Genomic DNA, 21,727 nt, shown 5'->3' on the forward strand with positions numbered 1-21,727 from the left:
ACATGTCTGACACCGAAGCCACCCTGTCTGTCGCGGATCGCCGCAAACTGCTGCTCCAGCAGAAGCTGCGCGAACGCGGCATGTCGGTTGTGCACGCCGAACCCGTCGCGGTACCACGGATCCCGGCGGGGGAGCGGCGCGCGCTGACCCCCGGCCAGCGCCGCATGTGGTTCCTGCAGACCCGCGACGCCGACGACACCGCCCTGAATATCTGCGTCGCCTACCGCCTCTCCGGCCCGCTCGACGCCGACCGCCTGCACGCCGCGTTCGACACGGTCGTCGCTCGCCACGACATCCTCCGCACCACCTACGGCGCGGATGCCGACGGCTCTCCGTTCCAGGTGTTCACCGAGGACGCACGCGCCGATTGGTCGACCCACGACCTCACCGATATCGCGGAATCAGGCCGTGACCTGCGGGTGGAGGTGCTGGCTCAGCGCGAGTTCGGCCGCCCCTTCGCCCTCGGCACCGAACTCCCGCTGCGCGCGACCCTGATCCGCACCGCCGCCGACGAGCACATCGTGCTCTTCACCATCCACCACATCTGCTGGGACGACGACTCCTGGGCCGTGTTCTTCGCGGAGCTGAACGCCGCCTACCGAAGCTCGGCCGCGCCGTCCGGGCTCGACACCGTCCAGTTCGCCGCGATCGCTCCCACCGCCGAACCGGCCGAAGCCGACGTCGACTTCTGGCGTGCCGCGCTGCGCCCGCTGCCCGAACCCCTCGAACTGCCCGGCTCCGCCTCGGCATCCCCTGGCCGCAACGCCCAGCGTCGCACCCACCGTCTCCCGGCAGAGCTCGTCACCCGCACCGAACAGTTCGCGCGTGAGCAGGCCGCGACCCCGTTCATGGTGCTGCTCGCCGGTTTCGACGCCCTGATCCACCGCTACACCGCCGCCGACGACTTCCTCGTCTCCATCCCGGTGACCGACCGTCCCGCGGGCACCGAACAGCTCATCGGCTACTTCGGCAACACCCTGCTGCTGCGCGCCACCATGGGCGCCCAGGCCGACTTCGCCCAGCTCGTCGCCTCGGTGCGCGACACCTGCACCGGCGCCTTCGCCCACCGCGGCGTGGGCATAGATCGTGTTGTCCGCGAAGCGAACCCGGATCGGGTGGCCGGTCGCGACGGCTTGGACCAGCTGGTCCGCCTCGGTTTCTCGGTGCGCAAGAGCGCCGACGGTTTCGCCATCGACGGCGTCACCTCCACCCAGCTCGAACTCGGTGCGGCGAGCGCGCAGGTGCCGCTGGCACTTGCCATCGTGCTCGAGGCCGACGGCACCGCGGTGGTGGAGGCCGAGTACCAGACCGATGTGCTCGCCGAAGCCCTCATCGACCAGCTGCTCGCGCACTTCGGTCAGCTCCTCGACAGCGCGTTGCGCGAACCGCGGCGCAGACTCGCCAACCTTGACATGCTCGGTGCGGCCGACCGCGCGGTGCTGCTCGACCGCTCGCACGGCGTTCTCGTCGACGAACCCGCGAAAACCCTTGTCACCCTGCTGGAATCAGCCGCGGCCGCCACCCCCGACGCGCTCGCCCTGCTCTCCGACGACACCGAGCTGACCTACGCCGCGCTGCACGCCCGAGCGAATCGCCTGGCGCACTGGCTGATCGGGCAGGGCATCGGTACCGAAGATCTCGTCGGCCTTCGCTTCGGCATCTCGGTGGAATTCATCGTCGCGGTGCTCGCGGTGTTGAAGGCAGGTGGCGCCTACCTGCCGATCGACCCGGCCTACCCGGACGATCGCATCGAGTACCTGGTGCAGGACGCGAAGCCTCGATTATTGCTCGGTGCGGTCGAATTGGCCGCCGCGGAGGAGATGGCGGCGCAGCTGCCCGCGACCGCACCCACCGACGCCGAGCGTGTGCGTCCGCTGCTGCCCGCGAACCTCGCCTATGTCATCTACACCTCCGGTTCCACCGGCAAGCCCAAGGGTGTTCCGGTGCCGCACAACGCGATCGCCGAACACATCGTCTGCTTCACCGCCGACTGGAACATGACCGCCGCCGACCGCCTGATGCAGTCGTCGTCGGTCAGCTTCGACGCCTCGCTGGTCGATATCGCGATCACCCTCACCGTCGGCGCGCAGCTGATCGTGCCCAAGCCCAACGCTTTCCGCGATATCCGCTATGTCGCCGACCTCATCAGTCGCCGTCAGGTGACCGTGCTGCACATGGTGCCGTCGATGCTGAGCACGTTCCTGCTGCTGCCCGAGATCAGCGAATGGCAGTCGCTGCGCCAGATTCCCGTCGGTGGCGAGGCGCTGCCCGGTGAGGTCGCCGACCGGTTCTTCAACACTCTCGAGGCCGAACTCCGCAATCACTACGGACCGACCGAGGCGGTGGTCTGTTCGACCCATATGCCGGTCGCGGGGCCCCAGGGCACCGGTGTGGTGCCGATCGGCATCCCCAACCGCAACGTCTACACCTACGTCCTCGACGAGGCGCTGCAGCTGGTGCCCGACGGTGTCGTCGGTGAGCTCTACCTCGGTGGCGATCAGCTCGCCCGCGGCTATCTCGACCGTCCCGCGCTGAGCGCGCAGCGATTCGTCGCCGACCCGTTCGCCGAGGCCGAGGCCGGCCCCGCGGCGGGCGCGCGCATGTATCGCTCCGGTGACCTGGTGCGCCGCAACAGCTTCGGTGAGCTCGAGTTCGTCGGTCGCGCCGACGAGCAGGTGAAGGTGCGTGGATTCCGCATCGAACTCGGCGAGGTCGAGGCCGCGATCGCCGCGCACCCCGACGTGGCGCACTGCGTCGTCGTGGTGACCGAGGATCCGGCGATCGGCGCGCTGCTGGCCGCCTACGTGGTACCCGCCGGTGATTCAGTCGACCTCGAGCAGGTGCACGCCTTCGCGGCGAACGCGCTGCCGGAATACATGGTGCCCAGCGGTTTCGCGGTGATCAGCGAGATCCCGCTCACCGTGAACGGCAAGCTCGACAAGCGCGCGCTGCCCGCCGCCACCTCCGCCGCCGTGCGCACCCACCGCGCTCCGGCCACCGCCACCGAACACAAGGTCTGCGCCCTGTTCGGCGCCCTGTTCGACCTCGACGAGGTCGGCGCCGAAGACTCCTTCTTCGAGCTCGGCGGCCACTCGCTGCTCGCGGCCCGCCTGGTCGCCCAGGTCCGCGCGGAGTTCGGCATCGAGCTGGACGTGCGCGTCGTCTTCGACAGCCCGACCCCCGCCGCGCTCGCCGCCAACCTCGTCGCCCGCTTCCTGGCCGAATTCGACATCGACCTCGACGCCGTCGACAACGATTTCGATGACGCCCCCGCTACCGAGAGCACGACCGCGACCGCGGATACCGCGGCCGCCGAACCGGGGCGGTCCAGCCGTCCCGCGATCGGTGGGCGCCCGCGTGGCGAGCGCATTCCGCTGTCGTACTCGCAGCTGGCGATGTGGTTCCAGTACCGGATGGAGGGTGCGGGCTCGGTCGGCAACCTGCCGCTGACCATGCGCTTCGACGGCGCACTCGACATCGCGGCCCTGCGCGCCGCGCTCGATGACATCCTCGCCAGGCACGAGTCGCTGCGCACCACCTTCCCCGAACACGATGGCGTGCCCTACCAGGTGGTGCACCCCGCCACGCCGGTCCCGCTGCCGGTTCGCGAGGTCGCCGCCGACCAGCTCACCGAGGCCCTCGCCGAGATCGCCTGCTACCACTTCACCCTCGACGGTGAGCCGCTGATCCGCGCCGAACTGCTCGTGCTAGACGCCGACACCCACGTGCTCTCGCTGCTGGTGCACCACATCGTCGCCGACCACGCGTCCTTCGGCGTGCTGCTCGACGACCTCACCACCGCCTACCGGGCTCGCAGCGAGCAGGGCGGCGCCCCGAGCTGGGCGGCGCTGCCGGTCCAGTTCGCCGACTACGCGCTGTGGCAGCGTGAACTGTTCGACCAGGCCGCGCCGAGCGAGTTCGCCACCGACCAGATCGACTACTGGCGTGCCGCGCTCGCCGACGTCCCCGAGGAGATCGCGGTCGCCCACGATCGGCAGCGTCCGCCGGTGCTCGGCAAGCGCGGTGAAGTGGTGAGCTTCTCCTTGCCCGCCGCCGTTCGCTCCGGACTGGAATCGCTCGCGATCCGCAGCGGCGCCACCGAATTCATGGTCTGCCAGGCCGCGGTCGCCACCCTGCTGCACGCACTCGGCGGTGGCACCGACATCACCCTCGGCACGCCCGTCGCGGCGCGCACCGATCCGGCGACGACCACCCTGATCGGGTTGTTCGCCAACATGGTCGTGCTGCGCAACGACCTGTCGAACGCACCGACCCTGCGCGACACCGTGATTCGGGCGCGCAATGTGGTGCTCGACGCCAATGCCCACCAGGAGCTGCCGATCGAGCGACTGGTCGAAGCGCTCAACCCGCGTCGCTCACGGGCGCGGAACCCGCTGTTCCAGAGCATGATCCACTTCCGTGGTGCCGATTGGGCGCCGGCCACGTTGCCGTTCGCCTCCGCAGGCGAAACGACTGTCACCGTGCTGCCCGCCGACTTCGACGTCTCGTTCCTGGATCTGAACCTGAGCCTGAACGTGACCGCCGACGGCGGCATGGATGTCCGCGTCGTGGTGAATGCCGATCTGTACGACCCGGCCACGGCCGCGCTGATCGCCGACGCGCTCGCCGCCACCCTGCGTGCCTTCGCCGAGACACCCGACCTGCCGGTCGCCGACCTGCGGGTGCTGCCTGCCGCGGATCTCGAGCGACTGCTGGCCCCGCCCGCCCCGATCGCGGCTGGGGTCGTCGCCACCGGTGCGGCGACCGACTCCGGCACCGAGCGCACTCTGATCGCACTGATCGAGGAACTGCTGGAAATCGACGAGGTCGTCGGCGAGGACAACTTCTTCGCCCTCGGTGGTGACAGCGTCATCTCCATCCAGTGGTCGGCCCGCGCCGATGCCCTCGGGCTGCCGCTGTCGCCGCAGATGGTCTTCGAATGCGCCACCATCACCGAATTGGCCGCCGCCGTCGACGCCGCCGCCGGTGGGGCGACGCAAGCCGATGAGCCAGAACAGGTTTCGCACGCGCCGATGAGCGCGTCGGGCCTGGAAGCCGACGCCCTGTCCGCGCTGACCGCCTCCTGGTCCGCACAGGGATGAGCACGAACGTCGGTATGAACGAGCAGTTAGGACGGGACGCAGCATGAGTGCGCCGCAGATCGAAGACGTACTCGCGCTGAGCCCGCTGCAGGAGGGGCTGTTCTCCCTGTCCCGGCTGACGGGCACCGAGATCGACCTGTACACGATGCAATTCGTGGTCGATATCGACGGCCCGCTCGACACCGACCTGCTCCACCGCAGTGCGCAGGCCATGCTGGACCGTCATCCGAACCTGCGTGCCGCGTTCTGGGACACCGATGTGCCCAAGCCGGTGCAGATCATCCCGTCGCGCGCGGAACTGCCGTGGGTCGAACGGGACGCGCTCTCCACGGAATTCGACTCGATCGCCGAATCCGAGCGCCGCGTCCCGTTCGCGCTGAGTCGCGGTCCCGCGCTGCGGGTGCTGCTGCTCGACGTCACCGATGCGCCCGAGCCGCGCAGGCGGATGATCCTGACCGCCCATCACATCCTCATGGACGGCTGGGCGGTCGCGGTGTTCTTCACCGAACTGCTCGCCGTCTACCGGGCGGGCGGCACCCTCGACGGGCTGCCTGCGCCTCGTCCCTACCGTGACTACATCGGCTGGCTCGGTGCCCAGGACCACGACGCCGCGGCCCGCCGCTGGGCCGAGTACCTGCAGCAGGTGAGCGCACCGCTGGTGCTGGCCGACGGCACCGGCGAGCGCGGCTCCGCCGTTCCGCAGACCACGCGACTCCGGTTGTCCACCTCCGAGACCGCGCAACTACAGCAGTGGGCGCGCACCAACGGGATGACGCTGAACACCGCTGTCCAGTTCGCCTGGACGCTGCTGCTCGGCCGCGTCGCCGACCGCCGCGATGTCGTCTACGGCACCACCATCTCCGGCCGCCCCGAGAAGCTCACGGGCGTCGAAGGCATGGTCGGGCTGTTCATCAACACCGTCCCCGTCGTGCACCGCCTCGATTCCGCCGAACCGGTCGTCGCGCAATGCGCACGTCTGCAACGTGATTCGGCCACCATGCGTGATATCGGCTACCTCAGCCTTTCGACGCTGCAGCGCGCGGCGGGCCATGGTGCCCTGTTCGACACCCTGTTCGTCTTCGAGAACGCCCCCATCGACGACGCCATCCAGACGGTCACCGCCCCCGACGGCGCCCGGTTCCGTCCGATCGAGATGGAAAGCCTCGCCCACTACCCGCTCACGGTGGTCTCCCACCTGAGCGACGGCGAACTCCTCGTCCTGGTCGAAGCGATTCCCGCCCTCCTCGGTCACCTCGACCCCGCCGACCTCGGCGCGCGCATGCTGACCGTCCTGCGCACCCTGCCGACCCTCGACGCCACCGCGACCACCGAGGCGATCGACCTGCTCACCGAGGCCGAGCACGCCGAACTCCAGAGCGCCGCAACGGATATCGCGGCCGCGCCGACGGCGACGCCATGGGAACTGTTCGAGCAGCAGGCCGCGGCGGCACCGGACGCGATCGCGCTCACCACAACCAAGGGCGAGGTCTTCACCTACCGGGCGCTGCACGACGAGGCTTGCCGGATGGCGGGTGAGTTCGTCGCCCACGGCGTCGGCCCGGAAACTGTCGTCGCCCTGATGCTTCCGCGTGGCACTCGGTCGATCATCGCCATTCTGGCGACGTTCGCCGCGGGCGCCGCCTACGTGCCGGTGGACATCTCGCTGCCCGCGAGCCGTATCGAGTCGATTCTGCGCCAATCCAACCCGACGCTGGCCGTGGTCCTCAGCGAGGACCGCGCACTGCTCGACGGTACGAACCTCGACGCACTGTCTGTGGACGGCGACATCGTGACGCCTGTCCAGATGCTGACGCTGGACGCTCCCGCTGTCGTAGACCGGATCGCCGCCCGCCCCGCGCAGGCACCCGCGGTCCACCGCGAACTCGACCACAGCGCCTACATCATCTTCACCTCCGGTTCGACCGGCGAACCCAAGGGCGTCGTCGGCACGAACGCCGCGCTGGCGGGATATTTCGCCGATCACCTGGAGCGCTTCTACCGCCCGGCGATGGCCGAGCTCGGCCGCCCCCTGCGGATCGCGCACGCCTGGTCGCTCGGCTTCGATGCTTCCTGGCAGCCGATGGTCGGCTTCTTCGCCGGCCAGGCCCTGCACCTGTTCGATGCCGAGGAGATGCGCGACGCGCACCGAATCGTCTCCGGGATGGCCGAATTCGACATCGACATGATCGACACCACCCCGTCGATGCTCGCGCAGCTGGCGGCAGCGGGCCTGCTCGACCGCGCACTGCCGGTGCTCGCTCTCGGCGGCGAGGCCATCGACACCGCGCTGTGGGCGCGACTGCGCGCCCTGCCGGGGACGGCTGTGTACAACTGCTACGGCCCCACCGAGACGACCGTCGAAGCCGTGGTCGCACCCGTCGCCACCTCGGAAATCCCGACGATCGGCACCGCCAACGGCGGCATGGTCGGCTACGTGCTCGACTCCCGGCTGCGACCGGTCCCGCGCGGCATCGTCGGCGAGCTCTACCTGTCCGGCGTGCAGCTCGCGCGCGGCTACCTCGGCAAACCGGCCATCACGGCGGACCGTTTCGTCGCCGACCCGACGCGCCCCGGCGAGCGCATGTACCGCACCGGTGACCTCGTGCGCAGGCTTCCCGGTGGCCGTTTCGGCTACCTCGGCCGCGCCGACGCCCAGGTGAAGGTGCGCGGCTATCGCATCGAGGTCGGCGAGATCGAGACCGCGCTGCGGCGCTCCGCCGATATCGACACCGCCGCGGTGACTGTGGTGCGCCGTGCGGGTGGTGCGTCGCTGGTCGGCTTCGTCGTCGGCAAGGCCGGTCGCGCGGTGATCGTCAGCCGGGTGCGCGCCGACCTCGCACAACGCTTGCCCGCGTACATGATTCCCGCGCGCATCGTCGTGATGGAGCAGCTGCCGGTGAACGTCAACGGCAAGCTCGACAGCCACGCGCTGAACGAGCTCGCCGAGCAGTCGCTGTCGGCCGCCGACAACAACGCGGCCGCCGTGACACCCACGGAGATCGCGCTCAGCGAGCTCTTCGCCGAACTCTTCGACGGTCGCGCACCCGGTATCGACGCCGACTTCTACGAACTCGGCGTCGACAGCATCGTCGCGATCTCGCTCGTCAACAAGGCCCGCCGCCGCGGCCTCGCTCTCAATCCACGAATGGTGCTGGCCTGCCCGACTATTCGTGAACTCGCCGCCGCCGTCGATGACGCACCGGCCGCCGCCGCGCAATCCGGCGCCGACGCCTACGGTGTGATCCCGCCGCTGCCGGTGGTCTCCTGGATGTACGAATACGGCAACTACCGCCGCTTCACCCAGGCCGCGCTGCTTCGCCTGCCCGCCGGAATCGACCGGGCCGCACTGGAAGCCACGCTGCAAGCACTGCTCGACGGGCACGACACCCTGCGTGCGGTGCTCACCGATACGCCGGACGGCCCGCGCATGCTCACGCGCGCGCCCGGTGCCGCGAACGCCGCCGACGTCGTCATCGAAGCGCCGCGAGGCCTCAGCGGCGCCGAACTCGACACGGCCATCACGGAATACGCGCGGATCGCCAATGACGCGATCGACCCGCGCGGCGGTGACATGGTGCGGGCCGTGTGGTTCGCGGATCGTGACATCCTGCTGCTCAGCGTGCACCACCTCGCGGTCGACGTCGTGTCCTGGCACATCATGCTCGACGCGCTGGCCGCCGCCTGGCAGCAGATCCAAGCGGGCGTGACGCCGAAGATGCTGCCCGAGTTCACCTCGTACCGGCAGTGGTCCGAGGCCATGTGGCAGCGCGCGTCCGAGCCGGAAGCCCTTGCCCAGCGCGACTACTGGACCACACAGGTCCGCGAGCCCGACGCCGCACTCGGCTCCCGGCACCCCGCACCGGCCACCGACACCTGGTCCAGCCTGCGCGTGAGCACGGTAGCGACTCCGGTCGCGGTCACCGAGCGTCTCCTCAACCGCGTCGGCAAGGACGAGGGCGTCCGCGAATTCCTTCTCACCGCCCTCACCATGACCATGGCCTCGCTCCACGCCGAGAACGGAAACGACCCGGCCGCAGGCGCATTGATCGCCATGGAAGGCCATGGCCGCGCCGACACCACCCTCGGCACCGACACGGCCAACACCCTCGGCTGGTTCACCAGCGTCTTCCCCGTCCGCCTCGGCGTCGGCGACAACGCGGTGGATGTCTCACGCGCACAATCGGACCCGGCTGCCGCCCGAACCCTGGTCGATTCGGTCGCGACCCACCTGCGCGAAATCCCTAACCAGGGACTCGATTACGGTCTCCTCCGCTACGTCAACCGTGCCGAGGAACTCCGCACCGCCGCCGAACCGCAGGTCGAATTCAACTACCTCGGCCGAATCGACCTGAGCGGCAACGAGACCGACCCCTGGTCGCTGCTCGTCGGCGAACACGACACCGCGCTCCCACTCGACCCGGAACCAGACCTTCCCCTGCGCTACGCGGTAGACGTCATCGCGGGCATCGGCGCCACTCCCGAAGGCTCCGCCCTCACCACGAACTTCCGCTGGAGCACCGCTCTCTTCACGGAAGCCCAGGCTGCCCGCTTCGCCGAACTCTGGGAGCTGGCGATCACCACCCTCGCCGAGGTGCTCGACCGCTAGCGCGCGGTGTTGTCAGCCATGGTGTGGCTTGGCGAACTCTTCGATCAGCACGGGATACTGCTCCCCGCCGTGCCCCGCGGCGATCGACCGGTCCGCCATCGCCTTCATCAGCTTCGGGAGTTCGGCGTTGACGCCGAGCGCCTCGCACTCCTCGATCAGGTGGGCCATCGTTCGCGCGTCGGTCTCCAGGGCCGCCACCTCGGCGGGGAACGATCCGCTGTCGATCTGCTCGGCATAACCGGGCAGCCAAGTGGCCACTCCGGTCGCCATCAGCTGCGCGAACGGGGCGAACGTCGCGGCGTCGACACCGGCGGTTCTGAGCATCGCGGTGCCCTGGAGCCAGGCGTTGAGGATGCTCCACATCATGGTCAGGCCCGCCACGTCGTACAGGGAGGCGAGGCCGTGGTCGGCGCCGAGATAGGTGACGGTGCCCAGCGCCTCGAGCGTTGACCGGTGGGCGCCGGAGTACGCCTGTGGACCGCTGTGCAGAATCACCGCGTCGGGGGTTCCGATCGCCTGGGGGATGGCCATGATCGCGCCGTTCAGGTAGTTGGCGCCGCGCTGCGCGAACCAGCGGGCGGTCTCGCGGGCCTGCGCCGAGTCGCCCGAAGTCAGGTTGAGCAAGGTCGTGCCCTCGACATCGTTGGTGCCGAACAGTTCACGCACGGCCGGGTAGTCGGTGACGCAGATGATGGTGATCGAGCCTGCCCGCAGCGCGTCACCGATGGTCGGCGCGAGCCGCGCACCCTCGGCGATCAGCCGGTCGGCCTTGGTAGACGTCCGATTCCATACGGTGGTGGGATGTCCGGCGGCGAGAAACGCGCCGGCGAGCGACTGACCCATGAGCCCGAGCCCGATGACGGTCACAGATGTTTCGGTTGCGTTGTTCATGGCAGCATCATCAACGTTGATACCGGTATGAAGGTCAAGTGAGGTTGCGATGCGAATCGGTGAACTGAGTACCCGCACGGGCGTCAACGCCCACCAACTGCGCTACTACGAGGCCCAGGGCCTGATGGCCGCTGACCGCAGCCCCAACGGCTACCGCGAATACGACGAAACCGCCCTGCTCCGCGTGCAACAGATCCGCCACCTACTCGGCGCAGGCCTGTCCTCCGACGACATCGCCTACCTCCTACCCTGCGCGGAAGGCGAAACCCCCACCCTGCCCGCCTGCCCAGAACTGCTCTCCGCCATGCGAACCCGCCTCCACCGCCTCGACGACCAAATCGACCGCCTCACCCGATCCCGAGAAGCACTCACCGTCTACATCGCCGCCGCCGAACGCACAACCAGCGACACCTACCCACCCTTCGACGGAACCGAACCAGTTCCAGCCTGAACAATTTATGGCGACACCGTCGAGGCGGGTCGAGGTGTAATAGTTCATGTAGTACAATTTGGCTATGACTACCGCTCGTCCCGGCGCCACCACCAACGTCTCGGTGTCGATGCCATCGGATCTCCTGTCCGCGGTCCGCGACCGGACGGGCAAGCGCGGCCTCTCGGCGTATGTCGCCGAAGCGGTGCGGCACCAACTCGAGATGGACGGGCTCGGGGAGATCGTCTCGGACTTCGAGTCGAGCCACGAGCCGCTCACCGATGCGGAGGTGCAAGCCGCAGCTGAGGAGCTTTTCGGACACGGCGCCAAGGGCTCCGAACAGGGAGCCGCGTGACGGAACGGAATGTTCGGTCGGTAGTCCTGGATTCCGAGGCTCTGTCGCTGTTGCTGCGGCATGACAGACCGCTCACCGCTCGCATCGAAGCAGCCAGGCGGAACAGCATTCCTGTACGGGTATCGGTGCTGACTATCGTCGAAGCCGTTCATGGAAAGACGGACATGGGCAGGCTGAGCTGGTTGCTTTCGCGGCTGCGAGTCGAGGAGGTAACCCAGGCTGATTCGCTCGATGCGGTGCGTCTGCTGCGTGAGGCAGGCGGTTTACACGGACACAAATACGCGATCGACTCGCTGGTGGCGGCGATGGCGCTGCGCAGCCCTGGACCGCCAGTCGTTCTCACATCCGACCGTGATGATTGGGAGCGACTCTGCGGAGATCGCGTCCTGATCGTCGACGTATAGCGATCATCGCGACGATGGCCTGCGCAGGTAGCGCGAGTGCCGACGTCGCCCTCGGTGTCGCGCCGATGCGGCTCAGAACTCGGTATCGCTGATGTTAGTAACACCGCTGATACCTGTTTCTGGCCGATGTTATCCGCGCCTTCGTTCGGTGAACATCGCGATGTGCTTGGACAGGCGGTGCTGGAGTTCGGTGGGTGGGCCGGGGATGACGGTGAAGTTGTCGGCGTCGCGGTGCTGGATGAGGTAGCGGCCGTCGTTCGGATAGTCCAGCCAGAGAAAGGGTTTGCCGTCGGTGGTGGGGCGCGAGTCCACCTGGTAGCCGGGGTAGACGGTGATTTCGCCGGTACTGGTGCGGGGGCGGTGGAAGAATCGTTGCGTCTGTTCGACGGGGGACAGGCGCGTGGGGTGCCGCGCGTAGGTGGCGGTGTCGAGGTCGCTCTCCAGCCTGCGCCCAACCCGACCCTACGCAACTATCCGCCGTCGATTCGCGATGACATCCTCGCCGACGCCGAGGTCCTTTATGCCGCCGCGTGAGCAACGCACCAACTCGCTCCACCTCACAGATATCGTCATCGCGGCCCTCACCGTGATCCGCTGGTCGACCAGCATGGCGACGGCTGGAGCACCACCGAATTCCCGCAGCATCATCCGAGTTCGTTGAAATCCACGAAAGTCGCCCTGTCCGAGCGGATCGGCGGGCCCACCGTGCCACTTCTGCTTAGTCTGCGTAGTGGTACTCGATTTGATTGTCGGCGACAGCGACACCTTGTCGGCGTAAACTATCGACTACCTGCCGGGTGTATTTTCGTGCCGGCTGGTAGTGGGTGCTGTGATCGCTGATCAGCACGATCTTTCCCTGGCTAGCTGCAATTTCGCCTGCGCCGGCGACGGGCTCGCCGGCCAAGAAGCTCGAATGATGGAATTCGCCGATGATATGGTATGGCGCCGAGTACAGATAGCCGTCCTTGTCCATTGCAAAGATTGCTCGACCGCCCTGGGGGGTCCACAAAGTTTGCGCTGAGGCGGTGTCGAACAAGTCGCCCTTGCTGTTGTGCAGCAAGCCATTGTAGCCGAATAGTCGAAAATCTCTGCGCTTGTTGTCGTCGAGATATTCAACCTGCTTTCCTTCCCAGACATCATTTCCTGCGAGATGCTCTCCCCGGAATGGCGGCAGAATTGGTGTCGTCTCGTAGCGGGTTGAAAGCGGCGAAGGCGGTGCATCATTGCTGTCGATATGGAAAATTATCTCCGGTTCCAATCGATCGGTGTCGGTCAGCTCTCGGAGAACTTCCACGGGGTCGCGGTCCGCGCTTCCACTTGCGACCAGGACGTCGTCGCTTCCTTCCCAGTAGGGCGAGAAGAATCCGACAGTGGCGCCAGAATTAAGGCGCAGCAGTAAGAACGGGCCATCCTCACTATCGCGATTGAATATCCGAGAAATCCTACCTTCGACCTCATTGACCGACAGTGCAAGTCGGGCAATGGGTCGGAAGTTTTGAAAATTGGACAGGTCATCGACTGGCAATTCAACGTACGGGGGTGTCGGCCACGGTCGCATCGAGTCCATGCCTTCGACGACTCGCAGTAGGAAGTTGCGTAACTCAGTTGGTGGTTGGCGCATCGGAACAAGGCTTGGCAACGGCGCCTGCCGGCGAAGGCCGTCGGCCAGGGCGGTGTATTCCTCGGCTGCGGTCAGGGTTTCGATCGGTTCGACCAACAATGCATTGGCAATACGTGATGCTAATTCCTCATTCAAATCTGGTTCGAACTGAATTCGATAGAAGATTCTCTGAACTATTCCATTCCAATAATCCATCAGAATCCCTTCAGTGCCGCGATGCTTCGAGCCGGATTTGGTCGGTGGTGAGCTGGATCCCCAGCCTGCGGATATGGTCGATGGCCTGCAATGTATGACCCCGTTCTGGTCGGTAATGTCCACTCGAGTCGCTGAGCGTCTGTATCACCCCATTGATTACAACAAGTTCGCCGGCAGCGGCTACGGGTGAGCCGGCTAGGAAACTTGAATGATTGAATCGGCCAGGGGCATGTTCCAGCGCGGCGTAGAGATTGCCATTCTGATCCATCACGAAGATTGCGCGCCCGGAGATGCCCCATGATGAACGACCTACAGTGGTGTCGAACCGTTGGCCGTTCGAGTTGTATAGGATCCCATCTCGAATCTCGATGCGGAACGGACGACGCGCTTGCTCGTCGAGATACTCAACGTTCGAGGGCGGAGTTTCCCACACCGTATTTCCGGGAAGATGTTCGCCAACATATTGATGATGCATGTCTTGCGTTTGGAACGGAGGTCCTGCGCGGTACGCCGTCGCTCCGAATTCATCCTCGGCTCGTTCTTGTCGACTGTTGTCGGGCGTTGTAGGAATGGCGGGCGGTCGGTGTGGAGTTGGAGCGGGTGTGTTCCTGGATGGAGCGGGGGCGGGTGTGTTTACAGCAGGGGTCGTTGTAGGAAGCGCGGACGGTCGGTGTGGAGGTGGAACGGGTGTGTTCCTGGATGGAGCGGAAGCGGGTGTGTTTACAGCAGGGGCACGCGAAGGTAATCCGAGTAGTCTGCGCCAAGACGGTCGCGGGCCGCTGGATCGGGACGGTCTGTGGTTGGGATTAGGTGCGCCCCATGACTGATAATCCCGCGGTGGTTGCGACTCGGAATGTGGCGCTGCTGTACTGAACGGGGCGCTGGTCGGGCTTGTGAAAGATGGCGCCGGTGGCGTGTTCGGCCGCGTGGGCGTATTCGATTCTGGCGCGCGGAAGTCGGGTCGATGAGGGGGCCGTCCACTGTTGTTCGGCAATGAAGCTACCGGGGGTGCGCTTCGGCTGTTCGTTGCGAAATCCGTATTGCTGACAAACGAATTGGCCTGCCACGGTGGGGCAGTCGAAGCGGCAAAGGCAGCCCGATCAATGTCGCTGCTGACCTGCCGAAGATCGCTGGCTGACAGAGTGTCAGTGGTCGGTTCAAGGCCGAGCTGCTCACGCAACCGTGAGGTAATGGCGGGTATGTCTGCGTCCGGATGAGTGGTCCCGGGCGCCCCGGAGTCGTCCACCCGCACCTGCATGTCGGCGTCAGCCGGATTGTCGACCGGGACGAGGTCGACCATGACCCACTCACCGTTGATGAACTGGTGGCCGCCGTTGAAGGCGAGGTCCGTTGCCAACTGAGCGCGTTCGCTCAGTTCTCTGATGGTGTGTGGGTTCAGCGACGCGCTTCCGCTGAAGTGAACGGCGATACGGAGGAGAGTTAGTGGTTGTCCGAAGAAGTCAGGTACGCGGCGGACTTGAAATGACCTGCCACTGTTCTGATTTCTGATTTGAGTAGATCCGTTCCCCGTAGTGGCGCTGGCGCGGATCCGTTCGCGCGCGCTCCTGGACCTCGCGGCGTTCTCGAGGTCTTGTGGCGAGCGCGGCGCGGACGACGGGTTATTCGAATCACTGGTCGGCGGGGTTCGTGGTGGACTCGGGTCCTCGATAGACGCGGCGATGTCAGCCCGGTGGACTTCGTGGGAACGCCTGTCCGCCGGTTGGGGAACTGCGGTTTGTTGTGTGCGCGGCGGCGCCGCAATCGGGCCCTGTTGTACCGGGGTAACGGCTGTGCTGTCAGCAGCAGCCGGAACAGCTGGACGTTGAGGCGGCGCCGAGTCCGGCGAGGGGCCAGCGGCGTTCGGCGGTGAGTTCGGCGGTTGATTTCCGGCGCTGTTGTGACCGCCGGATTGGCGCGGCGGGGGGTTGTTCAGGCTTGGAAGTTGCCCGCCTTGATCCAGACTCCGTCCTGACGGTGACGAGTCATCGCGGTGCCTGCTGTTCTCACTGCCATCGCGTCCTCCTTCCCGTCCGCGACCTTCACCGAGTAGTCCGCCTTGTTGATTGTCAGGGACCGATTGAGATTGTGATCCGCCCCGCCGAACCGGTACGTCACTTCCTGGTCGGTCTCCGACTCCAGCCGGAACACCAGATACATTGCCATAGACTGAACTCCATTCATCGATGTTCTCGCCAGTATGAGAGTGCTGCATCGCTTCCCAGTTGAAGCTCAGATTGGCGAACTGGTGAGCTTCCTGATACGGCGCCCCGGGATGGCTTTCATAATATTGCGCTTCGGCCAGCTCATGCTCTAGCAGGACGATGTCGTCGGGGGTTGCTCGGCCGAGGGACATCCGCATCCAAGCTTCGGCGATATCGGCATATGCGTCGTATCGTCGATATTCGATCCCGATGTCCTTACCGTCATCGTCGGTGATCGATAGCGGGTGCTCTTCCCTGAAGAGGTGGTTTTTGATGCGCTCGAGTTCGGCCCTGCCGAATCCCACCGAGCCGTCATGCCTTGGCACATCAGCGAGTCCGGCGACCATACCGTCGAGGTCGGCATCGGTACTGCGGATGTGGTCGTAAGCGTTGTTGGCCCAGGCATCCTGCGCCTCGGTGTCGTAGGCATTGCGAGGTCGCCTGGCGCCACCAGCCTCGATATACGGTGATCCACCGGCAGGTGAAGGTGCAGTTGACTCCGGCGTGAGCGATGTAGAAGGTGACTGCGGCGTCGGTGTGGTGTCTGGGCTCGGAGGGGGTGCCGGGAGGCTCGACGGGCCTGCTGGCGCAGATGGTGGGGTCGACGGTGGTGTGGAAGTTGTGGGAGATGAGGTCGACGGGTTGGTGTCCGGGACGCTCGTTATTCCTACACCTCGAATGTCTCCATTGTCGGCCACGTGCCGTTGCGCTGCTGACTCCACGCTGCCCTCGCGGCCACCTTGTGGGTTGGTGACCGGGCGCACTCCTCCGTCAGGGTGCTGCGAACGCAGGTTCTCGCGGGCTGTGCGTGCCTGGTTGGCGTTGTCTACCTGCTGCGGGGTCGGGGTTGATTGTGTCGGAGTGGACGACTGGTGAGAAGCGGGTGTTGTGCTGTCGGCGGGAACCGGTGATGTCCCAGGGGTCGACGGCGGTGTGTTGGTTGGCGCAGGTGGCGAAGTCTGGGCCTGGTTGACTGATGACTGCGACGTCGGCGCCGTGGAGTCGCTCGGTCGATCGCCTACTGCTCGATCGTCCCCTCCGCGGGCCATGTCCCCGTGTTCCGGCTCTGTTCGTACGCCCACGACGTCGCGACCGCTGACACTCGGTCGGTCGGCCGGTGACGGATCGGATTCTTGGTGATCTCGACTTCCTGGGTTATCCCCGGATCGTCCGGGCTCTCCAAGAAGGTCAGGTGTACTCGGTACACGATCGTGTTCTGGTCCTCGAACCTGCGTGTCAGGTGAATTCGGCGCTGTTTCGGATACACCTGGTAGCCCTGGGGCGGTAGGCCCGCTTCCGTCGCCGCGTCGAATTCCTCCGCGATCACCGGCATCGCCATGCTCGAGTGCGCCGTGATCACCCCCGTAAGTTTGTTGATCACGTAGTTCCCCAAGCCCATTCCCCGCTGGGCGTCCTCCTCCGGCGACAGCATCGGCTGACATATCCAGCCGTGTTTGCCCTCCAGGATGCTGTACTCCTGGCTCGGACCGAACACTTGGGCCAGCAAATGTCTGGCCTGTTCCCTGGTGGGTACTGGTTCCGCCATGGGGCGATCCTCCGTTTGCGTCGATGGGTATGCACTCCAACGCCGCCGAGTCGTTGGTCAGGTATGCCGGTGGAGCGTCGAATGTCTGCCCGGACTGCGGATCCCACCACACCGGGCCTGTTGCTCCCGGTGGGAAGACGATCACTGTGGCGTGACCGCCGCGGAACACCGGTGAGCCGTCGTTGTTGTAGAGCTTGTTGCCGTTCTGATCACGCGCATGCCACCTGGTTCCGACCATTGCCGCAGAACCAGGGCCGAGGCCGGCGATGTAGTTGTGCAAGGCCTGGTATTGGTCCGGAATCGGCATTCCAGAATACGACGCCCAGTTCGCGCCCAGGCATGCTGCGGCACGGTTGCGTCCGTTCCACTCTCCTGACACGTTGTCCGGCTGACCATTCGGCAATTGGTCGGGCCACCGGGGTGCGGACACTCGAGGAAGGCCGTAGAACGATGACAAGGCAGACAGCGAGCAGTCGAGGCAGTTGTTGCCGCGGCCGGGAACGGTGCGTCCGCCATCGTTGGTCAATTGCCCGTACGGGTGGGTACGTGGGTCTGCGCCCTGGATAAAGCTGTTACCCGCGCGGAGGGAGTCTTCGACCCGAGCCTGATGCGCGGGATCCTCGACATCGGCGAGTTCGCGATGATCGATCACCCTGGAATCGGCGGGGTCGCTGAAACGCGCAGGTGTATTCGCGCGGGCGATGTCGTTGCTGATCTCGCGAAGATCGTTCGGACTCAGGGTCTGGCCGGGCGCGGCGGGGAACAAGCCCATGTGATCGCGGAGCGCGTTGGCGGTGCTGGATGGCTGATCGGGAGCCAGGGTTGTGTCGGCGGTCGCCGGATCGGTGGTGAATTCCACGTCGACCAGGAATTGGTCACCGCTGAGCAGACGACTGCCGTTGTTGAACGTCGCGTCGACGGTTGCCTGGATGCTCTCCACCGCTTGGCGCAGTTCGCTGGGCGACATCGAGTGGGCGTCAGGGATGTGGGCGCGGATCGTGGCGACGGCAACCCATTGGTTGCCACCGAGGTGGAAGCGGCGGATTCGGTAGGCCGGTGGACGCTGGACGAATGGGCTCCGATTGGCGTCGACCGCGGTGGTGCGGCCGTCCTGAGATGGCAGATTGCGCAGCGATTCCCGAAGTTCGCGAGCTTGATTTCGCGGCGGCTGGTTGGTGGTGTTCGGTGTGTTGGGACTGCTGGTCGGTGTGGGGTTGGGACCGAATAGTTGATGGGTGTTCGGTGAGTTCGGCGCAGTGGGACTGGTGCCGAGAGGCTGCTGTTGAGGCGGCGATGACGATGGCGGGATGGTTGCCGGTGCACTGGCTTGGTTCGGAGTAGTTGCGGGGGTGCTCGAGGGCCCGGCAGGTGACGGTGTCGTCGATGAGGCCGAGTGCGGGATGTTCGGGGATCCGGTGGCTGCCGGAGCTGATGTCGCCGGTCTGACGGATGACGGTGCTGACGTCGGGGTTTGGTTGATCGGGGGTGCCGGCGTGGATGTCGGTGTGGCGGTGGGAGGCGGGGTTGACGTGGTGGGTGTTGTTGTGGCGTTCGCGGTTTGAGTTGGGGGAGCCGTGGTTGTGGTGGCGGTCGCTGTCGATGTGTCCGTGGAGGACGGACGGGTTGTGTCGGAGTGGGTGGGGTTGTTCGTCGGTGTGGTGGTGGGGGTCGGCGAAGTGGTTGTTGCGGCGGGAGTCGAGGTCGGCGATTGCTGAGGGGTCGACTCCTGGGTAGTGGTTGCAGCGGGGGGTGATGTGGTCGGTTGTTGGGTGGTCGAGTCGGGTGTGGTGGTCGGGGCGGTGGGTGCTGTCGGTGCGGGTGTGGGTTGAGGATTCGCCGGTGTGGTGTTCGATTGCCCGTTGTCGCTCGGAGTCGGGTTCTGTTGTCCGGTAGTGGTATTCGGGCTGTTGTCGGTGGGGGCGTTCGGCTGGGGCGACGAATCCTGGTTCGGGAGGTGCAGTGATAAGCCGGTCGGGTTGGGTGTGGTCTCGCCGGTGGGCGATGTGTTCGCGGGATTGTCCGAGGGCGAGGTGTCGCCGGTCGATGGTGTTTCGGCCGGGGCGCTGCTGTTCGGGGTCGACGGCGAGTCGCCGGTCTGGGGCGTTCCGGTGGGGGTGTCGCTGCCCGGGTTCGATGGTGTGGTGTCGCCGGTCGGCGGGGTCGGGTTGGACCCGTTGTCGTTCGGGCTGGACGGCGTCGGGTCTCCGGCGGAGGGGGATCCGTTGGACGAGGGTGAGGTTTCCCCGGCGTCGGGGGTTCCGGTGGATCCGTTGCTGTTCGGGTTCGACGGTGCCGAGTCACCAGCGGGCGGAGTTGCGCCGTTGTCATTCGGGTTTGTGGGTGCGGATTCGCCTGGTGCTTGGGTGTTTTCGCCTTGCGGAGTCGCACCGTCCCCGGTAGGAGCCGTGGATGCTGGGTTCGTCGACCCGCCGGTGTCGCCGCTGTTCGGACTCGTCGGTGCGTTCGGGGTGTTGTTGCCGGATCCGTTCGGGCTCTGATCACCGGAGGGGGTATCGGTCCCCGCGGGCGTGGTGGCGCCGGGAACGTCGGTGCCGACATCGGGAACGGTGGGGGCCGTGCTGTTTCCGCCGTGACTGCTGGATTCCAGCGCGCTCTGGACGCCACCTGCTCCCGCGCTGGTGAAGGTGTCTACGCCCACATCCAGTTCGAATTCCCGGCCGAGGAAGGCCGCGCCTACTCCGGCTGTAGCGACTTGGGCGGAGAGGTCGGCGCCCAGTTCGGTGACGGTGCCGCCGACGACCTTGCCTGCGAGTTTGCCTGCCGTCGAGGACGCGACATCGCCTAGTGCGCCGGTGCCGCCGCCGAGTAGCCCGCCCGCCGCGCCGCCGACCGCGCCGCCGAAGGTGGCAAGGCCGAGGTCGGTCCAGCCGAATTTGTCGGCCGAACGGTCGCCCTTCGCTACCTGGATCAAGCGTGCGCCGAGGTCGGTGCCGCCCTCCTCCAGTGCTTCGAATGCGGCGCCACGCAGGGCCAATCGGGCTGCGGCTTTCGCGGCACCGCGGGTGAGCATGCGGGCGATGAGCTGTTTGATCGCTACGCGCACCGCCACTTGGGCGGCCACCCGGGCGGCCACACCGGCTACGGCGCCGACACCTGTCCACGAGGTCGCGATCGCCGCACCGATCTCCACCGCGGCGATGATCATCGTCGCGATGATCACCAGTTTGGTGTGTTCGATGTCGTTGGCGCCGTCTTCGAGTAGCTCGGCCTGTTTTTCGCACCACTTGCGGACCGCGGCGAAGGTCGCTTCGTCGCCCGACAGCAGTTTGTCGCGGAAAGTGGTGATGGCGGTGTGGGTTTCGCCTTCCGACAGCGCTGTCAGAGCGGCGTTCAGCGCGAGTGCGGCATTGTCGTCGACGGTATCGAGGGTGCTCGCCATGGCGGTCCACCCATCGGCGACCCGGCGCATGGCTGTTTCGTCGCCTTCTGGCCAATCACCCGCGCCGAGAATGTATTTGGCTACCCAGGCCAGCTCGTCGGGGATCTCGATGCCCATTTACAGCGACCCCGTGGCCTTGTCGATCTCACCGGCACGTGTGGTGTCCTGGGCCTGCAGCGCTTCGGCGACGGTGACCATGTTCTCGCCCAGCTTGGTCATCACCGTCGCCAGGCCGGTCACCGCCTTCTGGCCGGGCTCGACGCCGGGGGTGTAGTTCTTGGCGAACGACTCGCCGATCTCGTCGTTACCCCACACTCACCCTCCGCCGCGATCACCGCCGCCAGCTTCTGGGCGCCGGTGGTGATCGTGTCGGCGACCGAGGTGAACGACGGCTGGGTGCCGCGCAGCGCTTGCGGGTCGGCCTTCAGCGAGCTCATCGGAGGTATCCACGGTTGCGGAAGTATTCGCCCTCGTCGTCGTCGGTGTCATCGACGAGGCGGTGGCGTGCGTCCGTGACCGGTTCGGGGGCCGGTGGCGGTGGCGGGGTCAGCTGGGCGACGAGGTCTTTCATGCTGGGGGCGCCCGGGATCAGATCGGGCAGGTCCGGCATGTTCGAGCTCATGTCCGCCAGTGGGGCGAGCGCTTGCTGTTGGGTCTGGGCGGCTTGCGCGGCCACCTGGGCGATCGCCTCGGTCACCGATCGGCCGAGGGATTCCGGGGTCGATCGTTTGAAGGCATCCGGCTCGATGTGGACCTCCGAGATCCCCGCGATGGTGCCGGAGGCGCGGACCAAGCTGTCCGCCGACCAGACGGTGACGAGCTGGGTGGCCTGGGACTGAGCATCGAGCAGCGCCGATTTCTCGGCGGTATAGGTATCCAGCATCGAATCGATCTGCGCGCGCAACGCATCGTTGGAAGCCCGCGTCGGCGTCGACCAGTCGTCGTTCATGAGATCCTCGATCTGTCGGAATGCACG

At 66.3% G+C, this 21,727-nt stretch carries 12 protein-coding genes; 6 read left to right on the forward strand and 6 right to left on the reverse strand.

Features of this window, described 5'->3' with window-relative positions; translation table 11 throughout:
• The first annotated feature begins 2 nt into the window (after positions 1 to 2).
• Positions 3 to 5,102 (forward strand): amino acid adenylation domain-containing protein, encoded by a 5,100-nt coding sequence (locus ACFWPK_RS15375; RefSeq protein WP_378915856.1) that lies wholly within the window; start codon positions 3 to 5, stop codon positions 5,100 to 5,102.
• A 43-nt stretch (positions 5,103 to 5,145) separates the two neighbouring features.
• The gene (locus tag ACFWPK_RS15380) at positions 5,146 to 9,708 is read left to right on the forward strand and encodes an amino acid adenylation domain-containing protein (RefSeq protein WP_378915859.1); all 4,563 of its coding nucleotides are present in this window, start codon (positions 5,146 to 5,148) and stop codon (positions 9,706 to 9,708) included.
• 12 nt (positions 9,709 to 9,720) lie between these two features.
• Here the strand turns inward: ACFWPK_RS15380 and ACFWPK_RS15385 are convergent, their stop codons facing one another.
• On the reverse strand, positions 9,721 to 10,599 hold the full coding sequence (locus ACFWPK_RS15385) for an NAD(P)-dependent oxidoreductase (RefSeq protein WP_378915861.1): 879 nt from the start codon (positions 10,597 to 10,599) through the stop codon (positions 9,721 to 9,723).
• Between the two features lie 49 nt (positions 10,600 to 10,648).
• Here ACFWPK_RS15385 and ACFWPK_RS15390 point away from each other — a divergent pair, with 49 nt between their 5' ends.
• The 3 genes from ACFWPK_RS15390 (at position 10,649) to ACFWPK_RS15400 (ending at position 11,788) form a co-directional block, all read left to right on the forward strand.
• The gene (locus ACFWPK_RS15390; RefSeq protein ID WP_378915863.1) at positions 10,649 to 11,050 is read left to right on the forward strand and encodes a MerR family transcriptional regulator; all 402 of its coding nucleotides are present in this window, start codon (positions 10,649 to 10,651) and stop codon (positions 11,048 to 11,050) included.
• 64 nt (positions 11,051 to 11,114) lie between these two features.
• The gene (locus tag ACFWPK_RS15395) at positions 11,115 to 11,384 is read left to right on the forward strand and encodes a hypothetical protein (protein ID WP_378915865.1); all 270 of its coding nucleotides are present in this window, start codon (positions 11,115 to 11,117) and stop codon (positions 11,382 to 11,384) included.
• Positions 11,381 to 11,788, forward strand: a complete 408-nt coding sequence (locus tag ACFWPK_RS15400) for a PIN domain-containing protein (RefSeq protein ID WP_378915868.1) — start codon at positions 11,381 to 11,383, stop codon at positions 11,786 to 11,788. Before ACFWPK_RS15395 ends, ACFWPK_RS15400 begins: the two co-directional genes overlap by 4 nt.
• 129 nt (positions 11,789 to 11,917) lie before the next feature.
• Here the strand turns inward: ACFWPK_RS15400 and ACFWPK_RS15405 are convergent, their stop codons facing one another.
• A complete protein-coding gene (locus ACFWPK_RS15405; protein ID WP_378915914.1) occupies positions 11,918 to 12,232 on the reverse strand; it encodes an ESX secretion-associated protein EspG in 315 nt (104 codons plus the stop codon).
• On the opposite strand from ACFWPK_RS15405, the gene ACFWPK_RS15410 reads away from it, so the two are divergent.
• A complete protein-coding gene (locus ACFWPK_RS15410; RefSeq protein ID WP_378915870.1) occupies positions 12,149 to 12,322 on the forward strand; it encodes a hypothetical protein in 174 nt (57 codons plus the stop codon). The genes ACFWPK_RS15405 and ACFWPK_RS15410 overlap by 84 nt on opposite strands.
• A gap of 184 nt (positions 12,323 to 12,506) precedes the next feature.
• Here the strand turns inward: ACFWPK_RS15410 and ACFWPK_RS15415 are convergent, their stop codons facing one another.
• From ACFWPK_RS15415 to ACFWPK_RS15430, 4 genes are all read right to left on the reverse strand, one after another.
• The gene (locus ACFWPK_RS15415; RefSeq protein WP_378915872.1) at positions 12,507 to 13,604 is read right to left on the reverse strand and encodes a hypothetical protein; all 1,098 of its coding nucleotides are present in this window, start codon (positions 13,602 to 13,604) and stop codon (positions 12,507 to 12,509) included.
• A gap of 10 nt (positions 13,605 to 13,614) precedes the next feature.
• Positions 13,615 to 20,868, reverse strand: coding sequence for a toxin glutamine deamidase domain-containing protein (locus ACFWPK_RS15420; protein WP_378915874.1), 7,254 nt, complete (start codon positions 20,866 to 20,868; stop codon positions 13,615 to 13,617).
• Positions 20,869 to 21,066 carry a hypothetical protein gene (locus tag ACFWPK_RS15425; RefSeq protein WP_378915876.1) on the reverse strand — a complete coding sequence of 66 codons (198 nt, stop codon included), beginning with the start codon at positions 21,064 to 21,066 and terminating at the stop codon, positions 20,869 to 20,871.
• A gap of 118 nt (positions 21,067 to 21,184) precedes the next feature.
• Positions 21,185 to 21,700 (reverse strand): YbaB/EbfC family DNA-binding protein, encoded by a 516-nt coding sequence (locus tag ACFWPK_RS15430; protein WP_378915878.1) that lies wholly within the window; start codon positions 21,698 to 21,700, stop codon positions 21,185 to 21,187.
• Positions 21,701 to 21,727 lie beyond the last annotated feature (27 nt).

The organism is Nocardia sp. NPDC058519, from assembly GCF_042719755.1.
In the GTDB taxonomy this organism is placed as follows: domain Bacteria; phylum Actinomycetota; class Actinomycetes; order Mycobacteriales; family Mycobacteriaceae; genus Nocardia.

Coding starts and splice junctions, on each gene's coding strand:
- ACFWPK_RS15375 (WP_378915856.1), top strand. CDS start 3: ATGTCTGACACCGAAGCCACCCTGTCTGTCGCGGATCGCCGCAAACTG.
- ACFWPK_RS15380 (WP_378915859.1), top strand. CDS start 5,146: ATGAGTGCGCCGCAGATCGAAGACGTACTCGCGCTGAGCCCGCTGCAG.
- ACFWPK_RS15385 (WP_378915861.1), bottom strand. CDS start 10,599: ATGAACAACGCAACCGAAACATCTGTGACCGTCATCGGGCTCGGGCTC.
- ACFWPK_RS15390 (WP_378915863.1), top strand. CDS start 10,649: ATGCGAATCGGTGAACTGAGTACCCGCACGGGCGTCAACGCCCACCAA.
- ACFWPK_RS15395 (WP_378915865.1), top strand. CDS start 11,115: ATGACTACCGCTCGTCCCGGCGCCACCACCAACGTCTCGGTGTCGATG.
- ACFWPK_RS15415 (WP_378915872.1), bottom strand. CDS start 13,604: ATGGATTATTGGAATGGAATAGTTCAGAGAATCTTCTATCGAATTCAG.
- ACFWPK_RS15420 (WP_378915874.1), bottom strand. CDS start 20,868: ATGGGCATCGAGATCCCCGACGAGCTGGCCTGGGTAGCCAAATACATT.
- ACFWPK_RS15430 (WP_378915878.1), bottom strand. CDS start 21,700: ATGAACGACGACTGGTCGACGCCGACGCGGGCTTCCAACGATGCGTTG.